General features: G+C 44.0%; 19 protein-coding genes and 1 pseudogene. 11 read left to right on the top strand and 9 right to left on the bottom strand.

Annotated features, from left to right (window positions below):
* Window positions 1–2 precede the first annotated feature (2 nt).
* The 3 genes from HY035_04535 to HY035_04525 form a co-directional block, all read right to left on the bottom strand.
* Complete coding sequence (locus HY035_04535) at window positions 3–839, bottom strand: M23 family metallopeptidase (GenBank protein MBI3377656.1); 837 nt, start codon at window positions 837–839, stop codon at window positions 3–5.
* Window positions 832–1,863 carry a phosphoribosylformylglycinamidine cyclo-ligase gene (locus HY035_04530; GenBank protein MBI3377655.1) on the bottom strand — a complete coding sequence of 344 codons (1,032 nt, stop codon included), beginning with the start codon at window positions 1,861–1,863 and terminating at the stop codon, window positions 832–834. The genes HY035_04535 and HY035_04530 overlap by 8 nt, the downstream gene beginning before the upstream one ends.
* A gap of 236 nt (window positions 1,864–2,099) precedes the next feature.
* The gene (locus HY035_04525) at window positions 2,100–3,716 is read right to left on the bottom strand and encodes an AMP-binding protein (GenBank protein MBI3377654.1); all 1,617 of its coding nucleotides are present in this window, start codon (window positions 3,714–3,716) and stop codon (window positions 2,100–2,102) included.
* 253 nt (window positions 3,717–3,969) lie between these two features.
* Here HY035_04525 and HY035_04520 point away from each other — a divergent pair, with 253 nt between their 5' ends.
* From HY035_04520 to nrfD (HY035_04490), 7 genes are all read left to right on the top strand, one after another.
* On the top strand, window positions 3,970–4,854 hold the full coding sequence (locus HY035_04520; protein ID MBI3377653.1) for a cytochrome c3 family protein: 885 nt from the start codon (window positions 3,970–3,972) through the stop codon (window positions 4,852–4,854).
* 44 nt (window positions 4,855–4,898) lie between these two features.
* Complete coding sequence (locus tag HY035_04515; protein MBI3377652.1) at window positions 4,899–5,372, top strand: cytochrome c3 family protein; 474 nt, start codon at window positions 4,899–4,901, stop codon at window positions 5,370–5,372.
* Entirely contained in the window at window positions 5,369–6,157 is a 789-nt protein-coding gene (locus HY035_04510; GenBank protein MBI3377651.1) for a 4Fe-4S dicluster domain-containing protein, read from the top strand. Before HY035_04515 ends, HY035_04510 begins: the two co-directional genes overlap by 4 nt.
* Before the next feature lie 2 nt (window positions 6,158–6,159).
* Window positions 6,160–7,416 carry a polysulfide reductase NrfD gene (nrfD, locus tag HY035_04505; protein MBI3377650.1) on the top strand — a complete coding sequence of 419 codons (1,257 nt, stop codon included), beginning with the start codon at window positions 6,160–6,162 and terminating at the stop codon, window positions 7,414–7,416.
* A gap of 137 nt (window positions 7,417–7,553) precedes the next feature.
* Window positions 7,554–8,066 carry a hypothetical protein gene (locus HY035_04500; GenBank protein ID MBI3377649.1) on the top strand — a complete coding sequence of 171 codons (513 nt, stop codon included), beginning with the start codon at window positions 7,554–7,556 and terminating at the stop codon, window positions 8,064–8,066.
* 9 nt (window positions 8,067–8,075) lie between these two features.
* On the top strand, window positions 8,076–8,990 hold the full coding sequence (locus HY035_04495) for a 4Fe-4S dicluster domain-containing protein (protein ID MBI3377648.1): 915 nt from the start codon (window positions 8,076–8,078) through the stop codon (window positions 8,988–8,990).
* A 9-nt stretch (window positions 8,991–8,999) separates the two neighbouring features.
* A complete protein-coding gene (gene nrfD / locus HY035_04490) occupies window positions 9,000–10,685 on the top strand; it encodes a polysulfide reductase NrfD (GenBank protein MBI3377647.1) in 1,686 nt (561 codons plus the stop codon).
* Window positions 10,686–10,779: 94 nt separating this feature from the next.
* On the opposite strand, the gene HY035_04485 is transcribed toward nrfD (HY035_04490), so the two are convergent.
* From HY035_04485 to HY035_04475, 3 genes are read right to left on the bottom strand one after another with little or no spacing between them, the layout of a single operon-like run.
* A complete protein-coding gene (locus HY035_04485; protein ID MBI3377646.1) occupies window positions 10,780–11,643 on the bottom strand; it encodes a cytochrome C in 864 nt (287 codons plus the stop codon).
* Window positions 11,643–12,734 carry a cytochrome bc complex cytochrome b subunit gene (locus HY035_04480; protein ID MBI3377645.1) on the bottom strand — a complete coding sequence of 364 codons (1,092 nt, stop codon included), beginning with the start codon at window positions 12,732–12,734 and terminating at the stop codon, window positions 11,643–11,645. The genes HY035_04485 and HY035_04480 overlap by 1 nt, the downstream gene beginning before the upstream one ends.
* Before the next feature lie 4 nt (window positions 12,735–12,738).
* Window positions 12,739–13,149 (bottom strand): ubiquinol-cytochrome c reductase iron-sulfur subunit, encoded by a 411-nt coding sequence (locus HY035_04475; GenBank protein MBI3377644.1) that lies wholly within the window; start codon window positions 13,147–13,149, stop codon window positions 12,739–12,741.
* 150 nt (window positions 13,150–13,299) lie between these two features.
* On the opposite strand from HY035_04475, the gene surE reads away from it, so the two are divergent.
* From surE to HY035_04455, 4 genes are all read left to right on the top strand, one after another.
* Entirely contained in the window at window positions 13,300–14,121 is an 822-nt protein-coding gene (gene surE, locus HY035_04470) for a 5'/3'-nucleotidase SurE (protein MBI3377643.1), read from the top strand.
* Between the two features lie 26 nt (window positions 14,122–14,147).
* Complete coding sequence (locus HY035_04465) at window positions 14,148–15,533, top strand: NAD(P)/FAD-dependent oxidoreductase (protein ID MBI3377642.1); 1,386 nt, start codon at window positions 14,148–14,150, stop codon at window positions 15,531–15,533.
* Between the two features lie 16 nt (window positions 15,534–15,549).
* Window positions 15,550–16,209 (top strand): protein-L-isoaspartate(D-aspartate) O-methyltransferase, encoded by a 660-nt coding sequence (locus HY035_04460; protein MBI3377641.1) that lies wholly within the window; start codon window positions 15,550–15,552, stop codon window positions 16,207–16,209.
* Window positions 16,210–16,402: 193 nt separating this feature from the next.
* Window positions 16,403–18,787, top strand: a complete 2,385-nt coding sequence (locus tag HY035_04455) for a DEAD/DEAH box helicase (GenBank protein ID MBI3377640.1) — start codon at window positions 16,403–16,405, stop codon at window positions 18,785–18,787.
* Window positions 18,788–18,823: 36 nt separating this feature from the next.
* Here the strand turns inward: HY035_04455 and HY035_04450 are convergent, their stop codons facing one another.
* From HY035_04450 to HY035_04440, 3 genes and pseudogenes are all read right to left on the bottom strand, one after another.
* A complete protein-coding gene (locus HY035_04450) occupies window positions 18,824–19,276 on the bottom strand; it encodes a HEPN domain-containing protein (protein MBI3377639.1) in 453 nt (150 codons plus the stop codon).
* Window positions 19,257–19,844 carry a nucleotidyltransferase domain-containing protein gene (locus HY035_04445; GenBank protein ID MBI3377638.1) on the bottom strand — a complete coding sequence of 196 codons (588 nt, stop codon included), beginning with the start codon at window positions 19,842–19,844 and terminating at the stop codon, window positions 19,257–19,259. Before HY035_04445 ends, HY035_04450 begins: the two co-directional genes overlap by 20 nt.
* A gap of 402 nt (window positions 19,845–20,246) precedes the next feature.
* Window positions 20,247–20,495 (bottom strand): annotated as a pseudogene (locus HY035_04440) (HNH endonuclease).
* Between the last annotated feature and the right edge of the window lie 141 nt (window positions 20,496–20,636).

Below are 20,636 nucleotides of genomic sequence, written 5' to 3'. Positions count from 1 at the left end.
TGTTAACTCCTCCCTTCGATAAAAGATTTAGGATTAACAGGGCTGCCGTTTTTCCATACCTCGTAATGAAGATGGGGCCCTGTTGTATTTCCTGTCGAGCCGACATAGGATACGACCTCTCCCTTCTTTACACGCTGGCCTACCTTAACCGCAGTCATCTTGTTATGAGCATAAAACGTTGAATATCCAAAACCGTGCTCAACAACCACAAGATTGCCGCTGCCGCCGTTCCATCCGGAAAAACTCACTATGCCGTCAGCAGTGGCTGTAACAGGATTGCCCGGAGCTGCGCTTATATCTATTCCGTTGTGAAAATCTTCTTCGCCGGTTATAGGATGTTTTCTTTTGCCATAGGATGAAGTTACATTCCCTATGAGAGGCCAGCCTTTGGGTGTTGCCATGAAGAGGTCTCTTTGCTGGCTCAGATAATCTCTTATATCACCAACGTCTTCAACGGTTTTTTTAATTTGCTGTTTCAGAGCCTCCATGTCAATTGCGCCGCTGTCTGATGTATCCACGTTTTCAAGGACCTTCTCTTTGGACTTCAGAGAAAAGAGTTTTCTGAACTCAGCCTCCGCCTTTTGAAGCGCTGACATTGTTGACTTCATTTCCATAAACTGGCCGGAATAGTATTGGAGCTTATCCTGCATCCTGTAATATTCAAGCGTATCAATAGCTATTGAAAAGACATATCCTGTTCCAATGAGCCAGAGGAGTATTGAAATGAATATGCCTATAGAAGGTATCTTGAGATTGAACGGTTTTCTGCTGCTGTGAGGTATTACCATTATAGTTAAAGGAGTAAACGCCTTTTTAAGTAAAATTCTTATCTTATGCATAGCTTACGCCTTGACCTCCTTTCTCAATATTGCCTATCACAAAAGAAGCAACCCCAGCCGCATTTAAAATAGATATTGCCTTCTTTGATTCAGCCTCGGGGATGGCAATAATATACCCTATTCCCATATTAAAAGTCATCCTCATGTCGTCAAGGGGCACTTGGCCCATCTCTTTTATAATGTGAAATATAGGGGGGGGACTCCATGAGCGTTCATTGATGACGGCGCTTACTCCCTCAGGGAATATCCTCGGCAGATTCCCTGAAATGCCTCCGCCTGTAATGTGAGCCATGCCTTTTACCAAGATTTTATCTTTGATAGTGTTAAATGCCTTCACATAAATTTTTGTCGGTTTAAGGAGTTCTTCCCCAAGAGAGGTTCCGAGTTCTGAGATGTAAGTATCAGCATCCATTTTCTTTACGTCAAAAAACAGTTTTCTTACAAGGGAATATCCATTGCTGTGAAGCCCGCTTGACGCAAGCCCTATGAGAACATCGCCCTCCTTTATATCAGAGCCGTTTATTATTTTATCCTTATCAACCACTCCGACAGCAAAGCCTGCAAGGTCATATTCGCCTTCAGGGTAGAATCCCGGCATCTCAGCAGTCTCTCCGCCTATTAAAGAGCAGCCTGCCTGTTTACATCCTTCAGCTATCCCCTTGATGACCTCTGCTGCTTTTTCAGGTTTAAGTTTGCCTGTTGCAAAATAATCAAGGAAGAACAAAGGCTCTGAGCCGCTTGTAAGGATGTCGTTGACGCACATGGCAACAAGGTCAATACCGACTGTGTCGTGTTTGTCCGTCATGAACGCTATCTTCAGCTTTGTTCCAACACCGTCTGTGCCGCTGACAAGCACGGGCTGTTTGTATTTATCAGTGTCAAGTTTAAAGAGCGCATTGAAGGAGCCGATGTTTGTAATGACCTCGGGCCTGAATGTCTTTTTTGCCAAGGGAGAAATCAGGCTTATAAATCTGTCTCCCTCATCAATATCAACACCGGCCTTTTTGTAGGTAAGTCCATTCATTAAATGTAAAGCCCTCCGGGTTTTGAATTAAGCAGGAAAAGTATTTTTAATGCTATCACATTTACAATGATTTTGGAAGAGGAAAATTTAAGTCAAATCCCGATTTAGAAAATTGTCATTGCGAGTGAAGCGAAGCAATCTCGCCTTTGACGATAAGATTGCCACGCCCCGATTTTATCGGGACTCGCAATGACAGACAAAACAAGGTATTGAAAAGCCTATATCGGGATTTGGGTTTAAATCCTTCCGAATTCTTTCATTTTCAGTTCTTTTCTCTTTATTTTTCCACTTATGGTTTTAGGCAGGTCCTCAACGAATTCAATCTTGCGCGGATACTTATACGGCGCTGTGCGGTTCTTCACAAATTCCTGTAGTTCTTTTATGAGGGCATCCGAGGGGCTGAATCCCTGCGTTAAGACGATAAATGCTTTCACAACCTCGCCCCTTATTTTGTCAGGGCTTGCAACAACCGCAGATTCCTTTACAGCAGGATGTTCTATCAGGATGCTCTCTATCTCAAAAGGCCCTATCCTGTATCCTGATGCGAGTATAACATCATCCGACCTGCCGACAAACCAGAAGTATCCGTCTTTGTCTTTATAGGCCCTGTCGCCTGTTATATACCATTGGCCCCTTACTGTTTTAGCTGTCGCCTCAGGGTTTCCGAGATATTCCCTGAATAATCCTACAGGCCTTTCAGGCTTTATTTTTATTGCTATATCGCCCTCGGTATTTAAAGAAGTCGGATTTCCGCTGTCATCAATAATATCAACAGAAAATCCAGGGACCGGCACTCCCATCGAACCCGGCTTTACTGGAAGACATCTGAAATTTGCCAGAATATTCACTGTCTCTGTCTGCCCGTAACCGTCATAAATATACAGCCCTGTTCTCTCTTTCCATATCCCAATTATCTCTTTGTTAAGAGGCTCACCGGCTGCAACGAAATGCCGGGCAGATTTAAACTTGAATTTTGTCCCGAATAAGTTTCGGGATTGAATCTCTTTAACAATTATCCTGTAAGCTGTCGGAGGCCCGCAGAATGTTGTTATAGGGTATTTCTGCAGGATTTCCATTGTCAGTGAAGGATCAAATTTCCCCTTTCTGTAAAATGAAAATATTACCGCTCCCATATGCCACGGGCCAAACAGGCTGGACCACGCCGCCTTTGCCCATCCGGGGTCTGAGAGATTCCAGTGGATATCGCCGGGCTTAAGGTCAAGCCAGTACTTTCCTGTTATCAGGTGTGCGAAAGGGTAGGATGCCTGCGTATGGAGCGCCATTTTCGGCGGGCCTGTTGTGCCTGATGTGAAATAGATTAATGCAGGCTCTGATGAAAACGCCCTCTCGCCTTCAAAGGCGTCTGCGCTGTTTCTTTCTTCTATGTAGTTATGCCAGTTCTGTCTTTCGCCAATAATGATAAGAGAGGGTTGCGCAGAGGATTTATTTACAGCGATTTCCACTTTGTCTGCATCTTCATCTGATGCGATGATTGCCTTTATGTCTGCTGATGCAAGCCTGTATTCTATGTCCTTAGATGTCAGCAGGGTTGTGGCAGGTATCGGAATGGCGTTTATCCTCATAAGCGCGAGCATTATCTCCCACCACTCCGGAATGCCGGGGAGCATAACAAGGACTTTATCGCCCTTTACAATTCTCCTGTTTTTGAGAGCGCCTGCGCCTTTTGATGAGAGGAGTTTTAATTCAGCGAATGAAAGTGTTCTGTCATTAACGCCGTCTGTCCAGTAAAGCGCCGGCCTGTTTTCCCATTTATCAAAGACGTCAAGCGGAAAAGAAAACTTTTCAGGCGCTGAGAGGGAAAAATTTTTGTATTCTGACGGATAATCTCTCATATTTATACCAATGCTACCATAATTTATTCCCCCTTTCCATCTTTTGACATTTGTGCATTTCTTGTGTTAAGTTTAAAAGCCTTTAAGCTGTAAAAAATTTAATATCCTATGTAGAGCGGAGGTTTTTTTTTGGGTGTTGAATCCATTCAAATTGTTTGATAAGTTAATTAAATGGTATTTGGAGAGGTTTTCGCGGAAGGCGAAAATAATTACTGTCCTGTCTGTTTTATTTATTTTAATAGGGATGGGTTTTGTGGGATATAAAATAAACGCTTATTTTGAGCAGGACCCAAATGCATGTATGTTCTGCCATGTTCATGACGACGCTAACAAGGCGTGGGCAAGGAGCAAACATAACATAGTCAACTGTCATGAGTGCCATCATTCCACTAAGAAAGATCAGGTTGTTCAGCTTTTCAGATTTACTGTTTTAGGGCAGAAAACAGTTGAACCGAGACACGGCAAGGTTATTGTGCCGTGGAAACTCTGTGTTAACTGCCACTGGGAGACAAGCGCTAAGTATCCTAAAGCGCAGAAAATCAACCGTTCCCGCTTCCATGCAAAACATATGTTTACCGAGCAGATAGAATGTTCTAAGTGTCACGGTTATAAAATACATCAGTTTTTGCCTGAGGAGAGATTCTGCATCTCATGTCATAAGGATAAACTGGTTCATGGCACAGGCATGGAAAAACTTCCATGTCTTAACTGTCACACAGACCGCACGAAGGATTTAAAGCCCGGAAGGAAGAAATGCCTTTTCTGCCATGGAGACGAATCCATTAGAAAAGAGCTTATCGCTGACGGAACCATGGATGTTAAGTTTTTCCAGCCGTCACCCGCAACAATCAAAAAAGCTATAAAGATAAAGGTGTCTGCTGATGCTCCTATGCAGTTCCACTGTTACGAGTGTCACAAACCGCATAAAAAAGTAAGGCCTGACTGGGGCGACTGTCTTACAAAGTGTCACAGCGACCAGCTTCAGGTCGGCAGGCATGAACTACACGTAAAGACGTTGAGCATGAAATGCACAGACTGCCATAAGCCGCATTTGTGGAGAGTATCCGAAGCGCAGGCGAAAAAAGAATGCACAAAGTGTCATGAATATAAGTCTCCGGCAAAATTTATTGGCATATAAAGACAGAGATTAACAAATAAAGACGTTTGGAGGACTGGCGGTAAATGAGGAGTCATATTTGGCGGCCGCTTTATGTTGTAATCGGCATAATTTTATTAGCGCTGGTTATCAGAGTATTTGTCGTGCCTGATAGCTTTGGCATACATGAGAGGGGCTATATGTATGGCTGGCACAATAAAGCCAATGAGAATTTCTGGAAGGAAGTTAAAGTAAAATACAGGTCTTCAGAGTATTGCAAGGACTGCCACAGCGATAAGGTTTCTTTAATAAAACAAACGCCTCATGCAATTATACAGTGCGAAAACTGTCATGGCCCGGCAATAGACCATCCATCAGACCCACCTAAGTTAGCAATAGACAGATCCATGCAGCAGTGCCTCAGATGCCATTTCCCACTGGCATATCCGACAAGCGGAAGGGCGAAGATAAGAGGGATAGACCCTGAGAAGCATAATCCTGATATCGAATGCGTTATGTGCCACAATCCTCATAAGCCTTCTCTGGAGGGGATGAAATGATAAACAGAAGGGAATTTTTAAAGAATACAGTCAAAGGTATAGCCGGATTGGCAGTGCCTCTCGCAGCCATCGAGATTATAAATCCGGGGAAGCTCCGTGCAGCAAAGTCATCAGAAAAGTCCAAGGTAAGATGGGTGTTCCTTGTTGATACATACAAATGCGTTGGCTGCGGTCTCTGCGTTAAAGCTTGCAAGAACGAAAATGAGATTCCTTACGATGCCAATGTTACGAGGACATGGGTTGAAAGATATGTTCTGACCAAGGAGGGAAGATTATTTGCCGATTCACCGAAGGGCGCACGGGATGGTTTTATAACCACTAAGATTGATCTCGGTTTAGGGAACTATCAGGATATTAAAAAAGAGGACATAAAAAAGGCTTTCTTTGTCCCGAAACTCTGCAACCAGTGCGAGAACCCTCCCTGTGTTCAGGTCTGCCCTGTCGGAGCTACATATCAGACAGAGGACGGCGTTGTGCTCGTTGACAGGAAGTGGTGCATTGGATGCGGGTACTGCATTATGGCATGTCCTTATGGCGTCAGGTTCTTTCATCCTGTGCATCATACTGCTGAGAAATGCAATTTCTGCTATCACAGGATAACAAAGGGGATGAAGACAGCCTGTGTGCAGGCATGTCCCTTTGGCGCAAGGATGATAGGGAATATAAAGGATCCGAACGACCCTGTCACCAGGATAATCACGACCGAGAGGGTAGGGGTGTTGAAGAGTGAGTACGGAACAAAACCGCAGGTCTATTACATAGGTCTGGATGAGGAGGTAAGATAGCCATGGTTCACGGAGAAGTCTGGACTTTAAAGGAGTTGTTCGTCACTCCGAATGAATATATTTACTGGAGTATTCAGATTGTCATGTATCCTTTTATGACGGGGCTCGTTGCCGGGGCTTTTGTCCTTTCATCCCTCTATCATGTTTTCGGCATAAAGGAACTGAAGGATATTGCACGGTTTGCGCTTGTCTTTTCCTTTGCCCTTCTTTTTGCCGCGCCTATGCCCATTGTTCTGCATCTCCAGCACCCGTTTAGGGGCATCAATGTCATGATGACCCCGCATTTTACCTCCGCCATCGCCGCTTTCGGCATCGTGTTTTTTTCATACGGCGCCATTGTTGCCTCTGAACTTTGGTTTTTATACAGAAAGCACTTTGTTGAAGTAGCGCTTCCGCTTAAGGAAAAGAAAGACAAGACGCTGCTTGAGTGGATAAAATTTGTGATATTCTGCACTCTCACTCTCGGAGTCTATGACATAAGCGAGGAGTCACTTAAAAGAGATGAAAAGGCAATAAAAATACTTGCCGGGATAGGAATACCTGTTGCCTGTTTCCTTCACGGCTATGCAGGTTTTATATTCGGCTCTGTTAAAGCAAATGCGCTCTGGATGACGCCGCTCATGCCTGTTATATTCATTATGTCTGCAATTGTTTCAGGGATTGCCCTCTGTATGCTTACTTATATTGTTACTATGGAATTGAGAAAGCGCTTTGCGTCCCGCAACAAGGCGCCTTATGCAATGCATCATCAGTCCAGGGAGGAGATAAAGAGCGTCGAAATCCATGTAATAAAAATGACAGCAAAATATCTGCTGTTCTTTCTGATCTTTGCCATAAGCCTTGAGCTTCTTGACCTTATCTTCAGGGGATATACAGCAGTGAAGTCATGGGATGTCTTGAGAAGCGTTATTTACGGGAGGGACTTTACCGATATATTCATCCTACAGTACGGTCTCGGAAACCTTGTGCCCTTTATCCTCTTCCTGACGCCATGGCTCACGTTGAGAAGAGCCGTCATCGGCGTCATCCTCGTGCTTTTCGGCGTCTTCATGATGAGGTATAATGTCGTTATCGGCGGTCAGGCATTCTCTTTAACTTTCGCAGGATATATGCACTATCATATGCCAATAATTCCGCATGACTGGGAAACGTTTAAGGAAGGGCTGGGCGGAGCTGTCAGTATTTTTATCATGCCGTTTGTGCTTTTCTGGGTATTTGCCAAGATATTCCCTGTCTTCAACGTAAAAGAATCACATTAATGCTCTCTGACAGGGATTTTCTATTGAAGGTATATGAGAGCTATAACACCGATAGACTTGATGACTTGTAATTCTTCACAGGATTATTGTATTATTAGACCAATTAACATCCTGTTAAACACGATAAACGAGGAGATATGAAGGGTAAAATTGCAGGTTTTACTTTGTTTGTTGTTCTTATCGGATCCATTTTTTTTCCTGCAATATCAGAATCTGCAGAACATGAAGTTCAGAAGAAATTCCTCGTCCCTCCACCTCCATTCACACCGGGAATCTTCCCCTGCTCGCAGTGCCATCAGGGCATGCCTGCGAACAAGACCCCGAGGAAACTTGAGGCAATGCATGATAACATCGTTCTAAGACATATGCCTGGCGGCTGGTGTTTCGACTGCCATAATCCGGATAACAGGGACAGGCTAAGACTTGCAAATGGCAAGCTTGTGAGTTTTGATGAGTCGTACAACCTCTGTGGGCAATGCCACGGTTTCATACTCCGTGAATGGAAGGCAGGGCTGCATGGTAAAAGAACAGGTATGTGGAATGGGGAGAAGCAGTATCTCCTCTGCGTACATTGCCATTGGCCTCATGACCCTGAATTCAAAGCGATTGCACCATTACCACCGCCGGTAAGGCCTGCAGATATAAAATAAGAGGTACTTATGAAGCAAGACAGAAAAAGATGTATAGGCAGACGGACATTCCTTCAGGGCGCTGCTCTCGGGCTTGCGAGTGTTGCGCTTCCTCTTGATAAGGCAAACGCCTCATTCTGGGAGGCATTCTTCCAGAAGCATTTCAGGGAGATGAACGAGGCAGAGATAAAGAAGGTTCTCAGCCGCCTTGAAAAAGATTATGAGGATAAATACAGGAAAGAGATAAAGGTAGGCAATGAAAAACCAATGCCGGGTGTCTTATTCGGATACGGACTTGACCTCTCCAGATGCATTGGCTGCAGAAGGTGTGTTTATGCATGTGTGGAAGAAAACAACCAGTCTCTTGACCCGCAGATACACTGGATAACAGTGCTCAGGTTCAGGAAGGGCGAGAAATGGGTGGATCTCGAAAATTCAGAGAAATATTACAATCCGGCTCAGGTACCTGAAAAGGAATATTTTTATATGCCAGTCCAATGCCAGCAGTGCGAAAACCCGCCCTGTGTCAGGGTATGTCCTACGAAGGCTACATGGAAAGAGCCTGACGGTATCGTGGTGATAGACTACAACTGGTGCATAGGCTGCAGATACTGTATGGCAGCCTGTCCATACGGTGCGCGGCGTTTTAACTGGGGGGAGCCCGGCAGGCCCGCCGAGAAGATAAATCCAAAGACACATTACCTCGGGAACCGTCCACGCTATAAAGGGGTTGTAGAGAAGTGCACGTTCTGCATACAGAGGACGAGGAACGGCAGATATCCCGCTTGTGTTGAGGCGTGCCCTGTAGGTGCGAGAAAGTTCGGGAACCTCCTCGACCCCCAGAGCGAGATTAGATATGCGATAGAGCACAAAAGGGTCTTCAGGCTGAAGGAAGATCTTAACACCAACCCGAAGTTCTACTACTTCTTCGCCTACGGGAAATAGGAGGTTTCAATGATCCAGATAATGATAATAAAGAACTTCTTCATAGCCCTGAGACAGATAGCGATAGGGAATAAGAAATATTATATGTGGATTTCCTTCCTTTCCTTCCTTGTTCTTCTTGGTATAAGCGCATATGCAGGACAGATAAACAGGGGACTGATAGCAACCGCAATGAGGGATCAGGTATCCTGGGGCCTGTACATCTCGAATTTCACATTCCTTGTCGGCGTTGCGGCAGCAGCAGTTCTTCTCGTAATCCCTGCGTATATATATAATTTCAAGCCCATAAAGGAGATAGTGCTCTTTGGTGAACTGCTCGCAGTAACAGCAATAGTCATGTGCATACTCTTCATTATGGTAGACATGGGTCAGCCTCTGCGGGTCTGGCATATCCTGCCTGCGATAGGCGCCATGAACTTCCCGTCATCCCTGCTTGCGTGGGACGTTGTGGCGCTGAACGGTTATCTCATAATAAATACTGCCATTGTCTTTTATGTCTTATACAGGCTTTCAATCGGCAAGGAATACAAGATGTCTGTGATAGGCCCCTTGATAATCCTTTCCATACCATGGGCTGTCAGCATTCATACAGTAACCGCATTTCTTTATAACGGGCTTTCGTCCCGGCCTTTCTGGAATGCCTCAATTCTTGCTCCGCGCTTTTTAGCTTCGGCTTTCTGTTCAGGTCCCGCGATAATGATTGTCCTTTTCCAGATCATAAGGAAACTTTCGGATGTTGAGATTGAAAACAAGGCAATCTTTAAAATTGCCGAACTGATCGCTTACGCCATAGGTCTTAATCTGTTCCTCCTTGGAGCAGAGGTATTCAAGGAATTCTACTCAGGGAGCATACATTCAGAGCCTGTAAAATATCTTTACTTCGGTCTGCATGGACACAACAACCTTGTTCCCTGGATATGGTTTGCTACTGCCATGAACATCACTGCTTTCTTCATGTTTCTTTTCCCAAGGACACGCGAGAACTTCGTAACGCTGAATATGGCCTGTGTCTTTGTTATCACGGGCGTGTATATAGAAAAAGGCATGGGCCTTATAATCCCGGGGTTCGTCCCTGATACTCTGGGAGAGATATACGAATATATCCCTACCATGCAGGAGATACTCGTTACCATAGGGATATGGGCTTCAGGCGCAATGTTATATACCTTCTTGCTTAAATTCGCAGTTCCGGTCTATACCGGTAAGCTGCGCTTCGGGCTTAGAGCCAAAGGGATTGTTGCGCGTGATATTATGACCAGGCACCTGATAACAGTTTCTCCCGAGACTGAAGTAGATGAAATAGGCAAACTGCTTATCTCCAGACGTATAAGCGCTGTCCCGGTAGTGGATGCCGATAATAAAGTGATAGGTGTTGTCTCAGAGTCGGACATTATCTTTCAGGAGATAAGACATGAGCCGGAAGTTGCAGAGAGGCTTGGGAAGCTGGTCCTTCCTGAAGCGCAAAAGGGCAAAAAGTTCGGTGATACCGCATCGGAAATAATGACCTCTCCTGCAATAACAGCCCTTGAAGATACTTCTATGAAGGAACTGATTAGAAGTATTGCCGACAGAAAGATAAAAAGAGTAATTATAGTAGATGGGGAAGGCCATCCGGTTGGCATAGTTTCAAGAGTGGATATTCTGAGGACGCTGGATAATATAAAATTGGATAGCCTGAAAGAAGGAAAAGCTTAAAAGGGAATGACAAAAACAAAACTCACTCAAATTTTATTTTTAATATCCTGCAGTCTTGCCGCAGAGTTCTTCATTGAAAAAGCGGATTAGAGTTTTATTCCTTGGGTGTTTTTGATATCAGAAAAAGTACGACGCCCATCCCAGTGAAAAGAAGCAAAATGAATGCTGAGAAGTTCTTCCTGAAACGGAGTTCGCCGAATGTGTCCTGGATATTTTTTTCTATGATGTCTATCCTCTTTCTGAACTCATCGGTTCTTTCCTTGACAAGAGACACATCGACTGTGTGAAAGAGGGCGCGAAATTCCGCCTGAGTGCTAAAGAGCGGCTTTTCATCATCCGCTGTGAATACGCCTTCTTTTTTTAAACTCTTAAAATTATCTTCCAGTTCTCCTATTTTCTTTTCTGTGAAGAAGAGGGCCTGTTTCATTATCATGGCCCTTTCGTATGAGTGACATTTTGTACAACGCTGTTCATTTATGATGTCGATATTTGCCTTCTGTATAAATTGCTCTTCTTTATGAGAACCATGACAGGTAACACAATTAGGCCCTTTTCCTGTTTTTTTCAGCGCCTTCCCATGACCGCTTTCAAGGTAATTCTTCAATATTCCTATATGACACTTACCACAGAACTCAGGCACCTCGGTATATTTCGGGGCTCCGATAAAACCCCTCTGGCGTGACATTGACATGGCGGCATCCATCGGGTCACCGCCGTGGCAGTCATGGCATGACACATTATTTTCATAATGGATGCTCATCTGCCAGTTCTGAGGTATATTCTTTAGTTTAGGCTCCATTTTATCAGAGACATGACATGCAATACAGGCATTCTCTTCAGCCTGTTCGCCTGCCCAGGGTTGGGACATGAATTCCCGTTCAAATTCCTCTTTGTACCCTCCCACGGCGAACGAGGGCAAGATGAAAATTACCAGCAACGAAATAAAAAGGTATCTCATCAGTATTTCCCCCAGAACATTAAGACAACCCAGAGAGCAAGAAGAAAGGTAAATACGCCGCGCAGTACAGGTCTTTTGAATACGTTTTTTTCTTTCTGACTATCAAGAAAGGGCCATAAGAGAAAGATGCCGACAAGGATTATCTGTATGCTTATGCCGAGAAACTTGTTGGGTATCAGTTTCAGCATCTGGTACGGAGCTAAAAAATACCATTCCGGCCTTATATGGAAAGGCGTCTTTAAAGGGTTAGCAGGCGTATTTGCCTCATCAGGGGAGAACATTGCCGGCATAAATGTGATCAGGAAGAACATGACAGCAACATATATCATGACCATTAACAGCTGCTTCCGGAAGAAGTATGGGTAATAAGGAGAACCGTCAGGGTATGTCTTCTTTTTGTATTCGGTGAGCGGCCTTTTCTCTTCATCTGATGTGCCGAATGGCGTTGCAGAGATTCCGATGCGCCTTATGAGAAATAGATGCAGTGCGATAAGAGATAAAAATACCGGAGGCAGAATTGCAATATGCAGGGCAAAGAACCTTCCGAGTGTTATGCCTGATATATAGTCGCCGCCCCTCAATAAGCGCGCTATGAAGTCTCCTACATACGGGAAGGCTGTAGGCATTGAAGTTACAACGGTAGTAGCCCAGTAACTTAACTGGGTCCATGGCAGCAGATAACCGCTGAGCCCGAATGTAAGGGTCACCAGGAGCATCAGGCCTCCTCCAACCCATGTCAGCTCTCTGGGTCTCTTATAATTCCCCATCAGGAAAACAGTAACCATATGGAGCATTACAACAGCGATCAGGATGTTGCTGCCCATGACATGCATCTGCCTGAACAGCCAGCCATAAGGGACTCTGGTCATTATGTCCTGTACGCTTCTGAACGCGTGGTCAGGATGGGGCGTATAGTATATGAGGAGAAATATCCCTGAAATAACCTCGAGCGCATATCCGGCAAGCGCAACAAAACCGAGGGTTGCAAATATATTGACGTTTTTGGGCACCCTGTATTCTGTTAATTGTGTCCTGGTAAGGTCGTCAAGCCCTATTCTTACTTCAAGCCATTTTTTTATTTTGTTAAACATTATTTTATCCTATCACAATGGTTTCGCCCTCAACCTTCAGAGGAAGCTTCTGCAATGGCCTGGGCGGCGGTCCTGATAAGACGTTTCCTTCAAGGTCGTATACCCCTGCATGACATGGGCATAGCAACCTGTTCTTATCCCTGTTGTATTCGACTATACATCCGAGGTGGGTACATATCTTCGAAAGGGCCACAAGTCCCTTATCAGTTCTGTTGATGATTATTGCAGGTGTATTGTTGAAGACAATATTTTTTGCGCTCCCTACAGGTATCTCGCCTTTACTGAGCGACAGCTTTTTAGTTTTTGCTTCGAGGCCCGGCGGAGCAAGAAACCTGATCAGAGGATAAGCAAAAGATGCAAAACTGATTGAACCAAGAAAGGCAAGTAGTAATTTAAAGAAATTGCGCCGCTTCATTAAGCCCCTTTAAAGAGAGAAGTTATTTTATTTTGGTTTTAATTCTAAACAAAAAGAGCGTATATGTCAAGCATAACATCCTCTCTCCACGACCTCCGACCGTCACTCATAATCTCCCGATAAACCTGATATTCTGATACAATACCTCTGATGGCTGTAATCCTCGTAACAAACGATGACGGAGTGCATTCTGAGGGGATTATTGCGCTTTTCAGGGCCATGCAGGAACTTGGAGACGCCTATATTGTTGCGCCTGACAGGGAAAGAAGCGCTGTAAGCCACGCATTAACATTGCACAGGCCGCTGAAGGCTGAAGAACGAAGTGAGCATATTTATGCAGTCAACGGAACTCCGACGGACTGTGTTGCAATCGGCGTTAATAAAATACTGCCTGAAAAGCCCGCGCTGATTGTCTCAGGCATCAACAAAGGCGGGAATGTCGGTGATGATATTACCTACTCAGGCACTGTCTCGGCGGCGATAGAGGGCACTATCATGGGAATACCGTCATTTGCTGTCTCAATAGCAGGCGAAAAGAATTTTAACTTTGATACAGCGGCTTACTATTCCATTGAAATCGCAAAGTATGCGCTTGAAAAATCGCTTCCTTACGATACCCTTCTTAATGTCAATCTGCCGAATGTAAAAAAAGAAAACATTCACGGGGTGAAATTCACAAGGCAGGGGAAACGCATATATGACAATGCTATACAGGAGACATATGACCCGAAGGGAGAGAAGCATTTCTGGATAGGGGGAGGAACTCCTTACTGGGAGCACGGAGAGGACACGGATATTAATGCTGTCCAGAAAGGCTATGTCTCCATAACGCCCATACACCTGGATCTGACGAATTACAGCGCGCTGGAGTTTTTGGAGAAAAGTTTGGGTTCAACAATGTCACCCCGAACTCGTTTCGGGGTCTCAACTGACATATCAAAAACCGGAGATGCTGAATCAAGTTCAGCATGACAATACTGAATAATGGGTATTTCCAGATGAAGAAATACGATGTCATAATAGTCGGCGCAGGCCCGGCAGGTATTTTTTCTGCGCTGGAACTTGTCAGTAAAAAAAAGAATGCAAAGATACTCATTGTAGAAAAGGGCAGGGATATAGACCAGAGAAAATGCCCGATGATGATAAAAGATGTATCCTGCAAGGCATGCCCTGAGTGCGCTCTTCTCAGCGGATGGGGCGGAGCCGGGGCCTTCAGCGACGGCAAGTTGAACCTCTCGCCTGAAATCGGAGGATTCCTTCTAAGATATACAGACAAGGATACGCTTCAGTCGTTGATAGACTATGCCGACAGCATCTACATTAAATACGGCGCCCCTAAAAAGGCTTACGGAGGAAGCAGAGAGGAAATCCAGAAGATAGAGAGGCTTGCATCCAAAAACGATATTGTATTCGTGCCTTCAAGGATAAGGCATATAGGCACGGACAGGTGCAGGGTTTTGCTTAAGAAGATTAAAAAATCGCTGAATGGCAAGGTCGAAACGTTATTCGAGACGGATGTTGAAAGTGTTCTTGTAGAAAAGGGAAGGGCTGCTGGAATAAGACTCAAAAACGGAGATAAAATCTATTCTGATTATGTGATACTGGCTCCCGGCAGAGAAGGTTCAAAATGGCTTGAAAAAGAATCAAGGCGTCTTCATCTTACCCTGCTTCAGAACCCTGTTGACATAGGAGTAAGGGTTGAAATCCCGGCCTCTGTTTTTGAACATCTTACCAGCATTACATACGAGCCGAAATTGATCTTCCATTCAAAAAAATTTGACGATAAGGTAAGAACCTTCTGCGTTAACCCTTACGGCGAGGTTGTAAAAGAATATCTGAAGGGCCTCTGGACAGTGAACGGGCACAGCTATGCTGACAGAAAAACCGGCAACACAAATTTTGCCCTCCTCGTAAGCACAGTATTTACAGAGCCGTTTGATGAGCCCATTTCTTACGGAAGATATATTGCGAGGCTGGCTAACTTCATCGGCAAGGGCGTTATTGTGCAGCGGCTTGGAGACCTGCAGGCAGGCAGGCGTTCAACGCCTGAGAGAATAGCAAAAGGAAGGGTACAGCCCACTTTGAAAGATGCAACTCCTGGAGATCTAAGTTTCGTCATACCTTACCGTTATCTCTCGGATATCATGGAGATGATTGACGCCCTTGATAAAATTGCGCCCGGAGTGAATTCAAAACATACGCTTCTTTACGGAGTGGAGGTCAAGTTTTATTCAATGCAGTTAACCCTGACCAGAAACCTTGAGACAGAGGTTAAAAATCTCTTTGCTGTCGGAGACGGCGCAGGGGTGAGCAGAGGCCTGATTCAGGCGTCGGCGTCAGGGGTGATGGCGGCAAGGGAAATTGCAAAGCGTTTAGCGTTATAACGCAACAAACGCAAACATGGAAGATTTTAAACGATTAAGAGATTTGATGGTGGATACCCAGCTTATTCCGAGGGGAATAAAGGATGAACGCGTTCTCTCTGCAATGAGAAAGGCGCCGAGGCATCTTTTTGTTGATGATTATATGCGGCACAATGCTTATGACGACATGGCCCTTCCAATCGGCGATGACCAGACAATCTCACAGCCATATATGGTTGCGATAATGACAGAACTCCTGGAGCTTAAAGGAGATGAAAAAGTCCTGGAGATAGGGACCGGTTCGGGTTATCAGGCGGCAATCCTTGGAGAGCTTTCCAGAGAGGTTTTTACAATAGAGCGAAAAGCTTTGCTTGCTAAAAAGGCAGAGGAGAGATTTCAGGCGCTGGGATATAATAATATCCATGTCATAACAGGCGACGGCACGCTCGGCTTGCCTGAAGAATCTCCTTTTGACAGGATACTTATAACAGCAGGTTCACCTAAGATTCCTGAGCCTTTGATAGAACAATTATCTGACGGAGGAATAATTATTGCCCCTGTTGGAATACGGTTTTCGCAGCAGCTTTTAATTGTAAAAAAATCCAAAGGCGCTTTGTCAGAACAATTGCATGTGCCGTGTGTGTTTGTGCCTTTGATCGGTGAATATGGTTGGTCAGGCGATGAAGAAGACTCTTAGCCCAGAAAATTCATAAACTATGCTTAACCAGATAGGACATAGTACTCTCGCTCATTCTCGGTTTTCGACCTCCGAGGTATTTTGCCTCTTTATTTATCAAAATACTAACTGTATGAATATCGGCAAAATAAAACCGCTCAAATACTATGTCCTATCTGTATTTTAGAAATTATTTATGGAATAGAAGATAGGAATGTCAGTTATTAATCTTATTGAGTCGCTTGAAAAAGACGACAGGTTTATCTCCTCAATAACAGAGCACAGGTATATTCATCCAGTAGAACCGTTGTATAAAAAGATTGACCTTGATGAGAGATTAAGAAGGGTTTTTAAGAATCAGGGGATTGAACTGTTCTGGAGCCACCAGGTTGAGGCCGTAGATTTAATCAGGCAGGGCGAAAATGTTGTTGTAATGACTCCGACTGCAAGCGGAAAAAGCCTCATCTATAACATACCTGTTATTGAATCCATAATTGAAAATCCTGAAGCCACAGCCCTGTATATCTTTCCGCTGAAAGGGCTTGAGCAGGATCAGGTTAAGAACCTTAATGAGATCTTTGATGAAGTGGGTATTAATCCCCCCATGCCCCCCTTTAGCAAAGGGGGGCATGGGGGGATTTTAAAAGGCGATGAGGATGGATTGCTGAAAGAAAAAACTGCAAGAGGCACGAAATCCCCCTTACGCTGTGCTGAGGTCTATGACGGAGATACAGCAGCATATAGAAGGGGAAAGATACGAAAGGTTTTTCAAAGGGGGATCGCGGGGGAAACAGAATTGCCCTCGCGCGTTAATGTCATATTCACAAACCCTGATATGCTCCATCTTGCAATAAACCCCTTTCATGCAAAATGGGAAGAGTTCTTTAAGAATCTTAAATATGTTGTTGTTGATGAGATACACACATATAAGGGGGTGTTCGGTTCTAATGTTGCCCATGTATTGAGGAGGCTCAGAAGGATATGCAATTACTGGGGTTCAAGCCCCCAGTTCATCGCCTGTTCAGCTACGATTGCGAATCCGAAGAGCCTTGCAGAGGAACTCATCGGACTGCCTTTTAAGACTGTGACAGAAGACGGAGCGCCGAGGGGAGGGAAGCACTTCATGTTCATAAACCCGGTGCTTGAAAGCCCTTATACAGAGGCAACCGCTCTATTCATCAAATGCCTTGAGGCAGGCTTGAAGACCATTGTGTTCACAAAGGCGAGAAAGATTACAGAGCTTATATATAAGTGGACTGTTGACAGGGCTCCTCAGTTTGCCGAAAAAATCAGCCCCTATCGCGCGGGTTTCCTTCCAAAGGAAAGGAGAGAGATAGAGCAGAGACTCTTCAGCGGTGAACTGCTCGGTGTTGTCTCAACAAGCGCCCTTGAACTCGGTGTTGATATAGGAGGACTTGATGCATGCATCCTTGCAGGTTATCCGGGTTCAATATCAAGCACATGGCAGAGGGCAGGACGGGTTGGAAGAGAGGGGCAGGAATCTTTGATAGCGATGATTGCGATTCAGGATGCGCTGGACCAGTATTTTATGAGGCATCCCGATGCGTTCTTTGAAAAATCACATGAGGCCGGAGTCATAGACCCGGAGAATAAAAATATCATTAAAAAGCATCTTCCCTGCGCCTCATCCGAGATATACCTGAAAGCCGGAGACAGCATTTATGACACTGAAAAACTTAGGCCCCTGATAGAAGAGCTTGTTCAGGAAGGCATGTTGAATCCCGGCAAAAGAGGCGGCATCTGGTTTTCACGAAGCAGGACGCCGCACAGAGAGGTTGAGATAAGGGCTATCGGAAGGCCTTTTGATATAGTGGCTGAATCCGGAAGGCATATCGGAGATTTAAGCGGCGCAAGGATATTCAGAGAGGCGTTTCCGGGCGCAATCTATCTCCACCGCGGAAGGCATTACAGGGTATCCGAACTCATGATTGAAGAAAGAAAGGTTATCTGCAAGGAGGTTGATGTCCTGTATTACACTCAGGCGCGCACAAAGGATGAGACAGAGGTGATAGAAGAGATGGAAGTCAGGAAGATGGGAAACATGGAAGTTTTCAGAGGCAGATTAAGAATGAAAAACAGGGTGACAGGGTATGACAGGAAAAATATATTTGACAGGACAAGGCTCTCAAGGCATGACCTTGATATGCCTGAATATATTTTTGATACAGAGGGATTGTGGTTAAGGATAGATAAAGACACAGAGAATGATATGGAATCTCTCGGCTATAACCTTGCAGGGAGCCTTCATGCATTTGAACATGCCTCAATAGCGTGCATGCCCCTCTTTGCCTTATGCGATAAGGGTGACATTGGCGGCCTGAGTTATCCGTTTTATCCGGCATTTAAAGAACCGGCAATCTTTATATATGACGGGTATGAAGGCGGAATCGGGCTGACGAAAAGGGCGTTTGATGTTATGGATGAGTGGTTTAAGGCAGCGCTGACAGTTATATCGGAATGTTCCTGCGAGGAAGGATGCCCCTCCTGCATTCAAGACCCGCAATGCGGCGCAGGAAATCAGCCGTTGGATAAAGAAGGAGCGAAGTTTTTATTGGAGAGATGGGGATGGGGAGGATAAAATATCTGACTGAGATTTTATCCGGTCTATATTGCATCATTTAAATAATCCTTTCTGCGGATGTGATTTTTGTATCTTATCTGTTATTTCTTTAACAAACCTCTCAGCGCTTTCAAAGGAATTTACAGCCTCTGTTTGAGAGATAGGCCTTTCAGGCTCATATATGAAGTCGTGCCTTTTTACTCTCATCCTGTTAAACCTGTCTGTTAGAGTCTTGAAATCTTCCCCGAGTATATCCGCACAAAAATCAACTACTGTTTTATGCTGATCTTTCCCCTTAGGGCGATAACCCATAGAGAACATCAAAGCCCTGCCTGCTCTTAGCATTGCATGGTATGAAATTGTATAAGCCCATTCCTCGTCTATCTCAAGATTGGCTTTTGCAGTTAAAAGGTCTTTGCCTGCTCGCTTAAGATTCGAGAGAATCTGTTTATCGCTGAATTTTATCTTCTCTATCAAGCCTTGAGACTCAAGCCCTTTTAAGCCCATTCTCATCTCCTATCAGCATTATCTTTTTATCTTTTAAGACATCAATGATAAAGCCGTCTTTCTTCTTTTTTTTATATAAGAATTCACTGTTGCTGTATATTATATAGTTTATTGACCTGCCGACCCTCTTTTCAATACTGCTTGCAAGCGAATCAAGTTTATCAATCTCGGTATCTCCTATAATCATTAAGTCTATATCGCTTTCTGCCTTTTCCTCGCCCTTTGCATATGAGCCATATATAAAGGCATATTTAATGGCCGGCATTTTTTCAAGGGAGGATTTGAGTTCTCCGATTAAGCCAACGGTCTTAAGAATAAGGCCTTTAAGCTCATCGGAAAAAGGACATTTCCTGTTTACCTTGAAATATTTAAGATTCCCCTGCCGCATTGATGATAAGATTCCAACCTTTTCGAGACTTGAAAGTTCACGGCTGAGATTGGTGGAGTCTTCCTCTAAGATATTTGCAAGCTGGCGAACAAAAAAGCTCTCGTCTGTATGCATATAAAACCACCCGAGCGCCTTTGCCCTGATTCTTGAACTAAATATCTTTTCTAATGGTTGTCTCATTGGTTTGCAGTGAATATTACTACAATTGCAGTTAATTTTACTGCAATAGGTAATTTGCTGTCAAGAGGCTCTGCGCTATGGCACTGAGGACTTTTGCACTATTGGATTTGTGTGAGGAAAACATATATTTCACTCCATTCACCTATTAGGTATTAAACTGATATTTTTCAAGAAAATTGTAAACCCAATAATCTTTTAAGTATTCTTTCAAAATTCTGAATTCATTATTATTTAAAAATTTTGTGAGTTCTATTACGTTATCAAAAACCCTGTAATGATAGCCTTCATAATTATAAACATAAACAATTTTCTGACGAGAACTGTTGCTTAAGTCTGTTAGTAAAATTGTTTCTACTGTTCTATTCGAACGTAAATAACTCTCTTCAATTTGTTCAACGCTGTTCATTTAATGAAAATGTCCTTATAATGATAATCCAAGAATTCTTTCGACGGTAGAAATTTGTCAGGTAAAATGATGGATTGATTATTGTATTTGAAAAACAAATCTTTTACTGCACCATCTTTTTTGAAATCGTCAAAACATTTCGACAATTTGATTTTATATTCTGGAGTTACAGTTAGAAATCCTCTCTCAAATGCTTTATCGTGAATTGAATTCAAGCATAGCCCATTATGAGGATTTAATCTGTTCTTGTCCTGCTCGACTTTTTCGGAACAACTATTTCGAGTTTAAAGTTAGTCCCACCAGATTTTCAAGTTTATAATAATTAGCCGGGATATCATATCCCAGCGCCTCATGCGGCCTATAGGTATTGTATTTTATCCTGTAGG

The organism is Nitrospirota bacterium (genome assembly GCA_016195565.1).
Taxonomy (GTDB): domain Bacteria; phylum Nitrospirota; class Thermodesulfovibrionia; order Thermodesulfovibrionales; family UBA1546; genus UBA1546.
Note: the sequence above shows the minus strand (reverse complement) of the source record. Positions and strands in the feature narration are given on the sequence as shown.

Coding starts and splice junctions, on each gene's coding strand:
- HY035_04460 (MBI3377641.1), top strand. CDS start 15,550: ATGGAAGATTTTAAACGATTAAGAGATTTGATGGTGGATACCCAGCTT.
- surE (MBI3377643.1), top strand. CDS start 13,300: ATGGCTGTAATCCTCGTAACAAACGATGACGGAGTGCATTCTGAGGGG.
- HY035_04475 (MBI3377644.1), bottom strand. CDS start 13,149: ATGAAGCGGCGCAATTTCTTTAAATTACTACTTGCCTTTCTTGGTTCA.
- HY035_04535 (MBI3377656.1), bottom strand. CDS start 839: ATGCATAAGATAAGAATTTTACTTAAAAAGGCGTTTACTCCTTTAACT.
- HY035_04525 (MBI3377654.1), bottom strand. CDS start 3,716: ATGAGAGATTATCCGTCAGAATACAAAAATTTTTCCCTCTCAGCGCCT.
- nrfD (MBI3377647.1), top strand. CDS start 9,000: ATGATCCAGATAATGATAATAAAGAACTTCTTCATAGCCCTGAGACAG.
- HY035_04515 (MBI3377652.1), top strand. CDS start 4,899: ATGAGGAGTCATATTTGGCGGCCGCTTTATGTTGTAATCGGCATAATT.
- HY035_04485 (MBI3377646.1), bottom strand. CDS start 11,643: ATGAGATACCTTTTTATTTCGTTGCTGGTAATTTTCATCTTGCCCTCG.
- HY035_04465 (MBI3377642.1), top strand. CDS start 14,148: ATGAAGAAATACGATGTCATAATAGTCGGCGCAGGCCCGGCAGGTATT.
- HY035_04480 (MBI3377645.1), bottom strand. CDS start 12,734: ATGTTTAACAAAATAAAAAAATGGCTTGAAGTAAGAATAGGGCTTGAC.
- HY035_04510 (MBI3377651.1), top strand. CDS start 5,369: ATGATAAACAGAAGGGAATTTTTAAAGAATACAGTCAAAGGTATAGCC.
- HY035_04500 (MBI3377649.1), top strand. CDS start 7,554: ATGAAGGGTAAAATTGCAGGTTTTACTTTGTTTGTTGTTCTTATCGGA.
- HY035_04495 (MBI3377648.1), top strand. CDS start 8,076: ATGAAGCAAGACAGAAAAAGATGTATAGGCAGACGGACATTCCTTCAG.
- HY035_04530 (MBI3377655.1), bottom strand. CDS start 1,863: ATGAATGGACTTACCTACAAAAAGGCCGGTGTTGATATTGATGAGGGA.
- HY035_04450 (MBI3377639.1), bottom strand. CDS start 19,276: ATGGGCTTAAAAGGGCTTGAGTCTCAAGGCTTGATAGAGAAGATAAAA.
- nrfD (MBI3377650.1), top strand. CDS start 6,160: ATGGTTCACGGAGAAGTCTGGACTTTAAAGGAGTTGTTCGTCACTCCG.
- HY035_04455 (MBI3377640.1), top strand. CDS start 16,403: ATGTCAGTTATTAATCTTATTGAGTCGCTTGAAAAAGACGACAGGTTT.
- HY035_04445 (MBI3377638.1), bottom strand. CDS start 19,844: ATGAGACAACCATTAGAAAAGATATTTAGTTCAAGAATCAGGGCAAAG.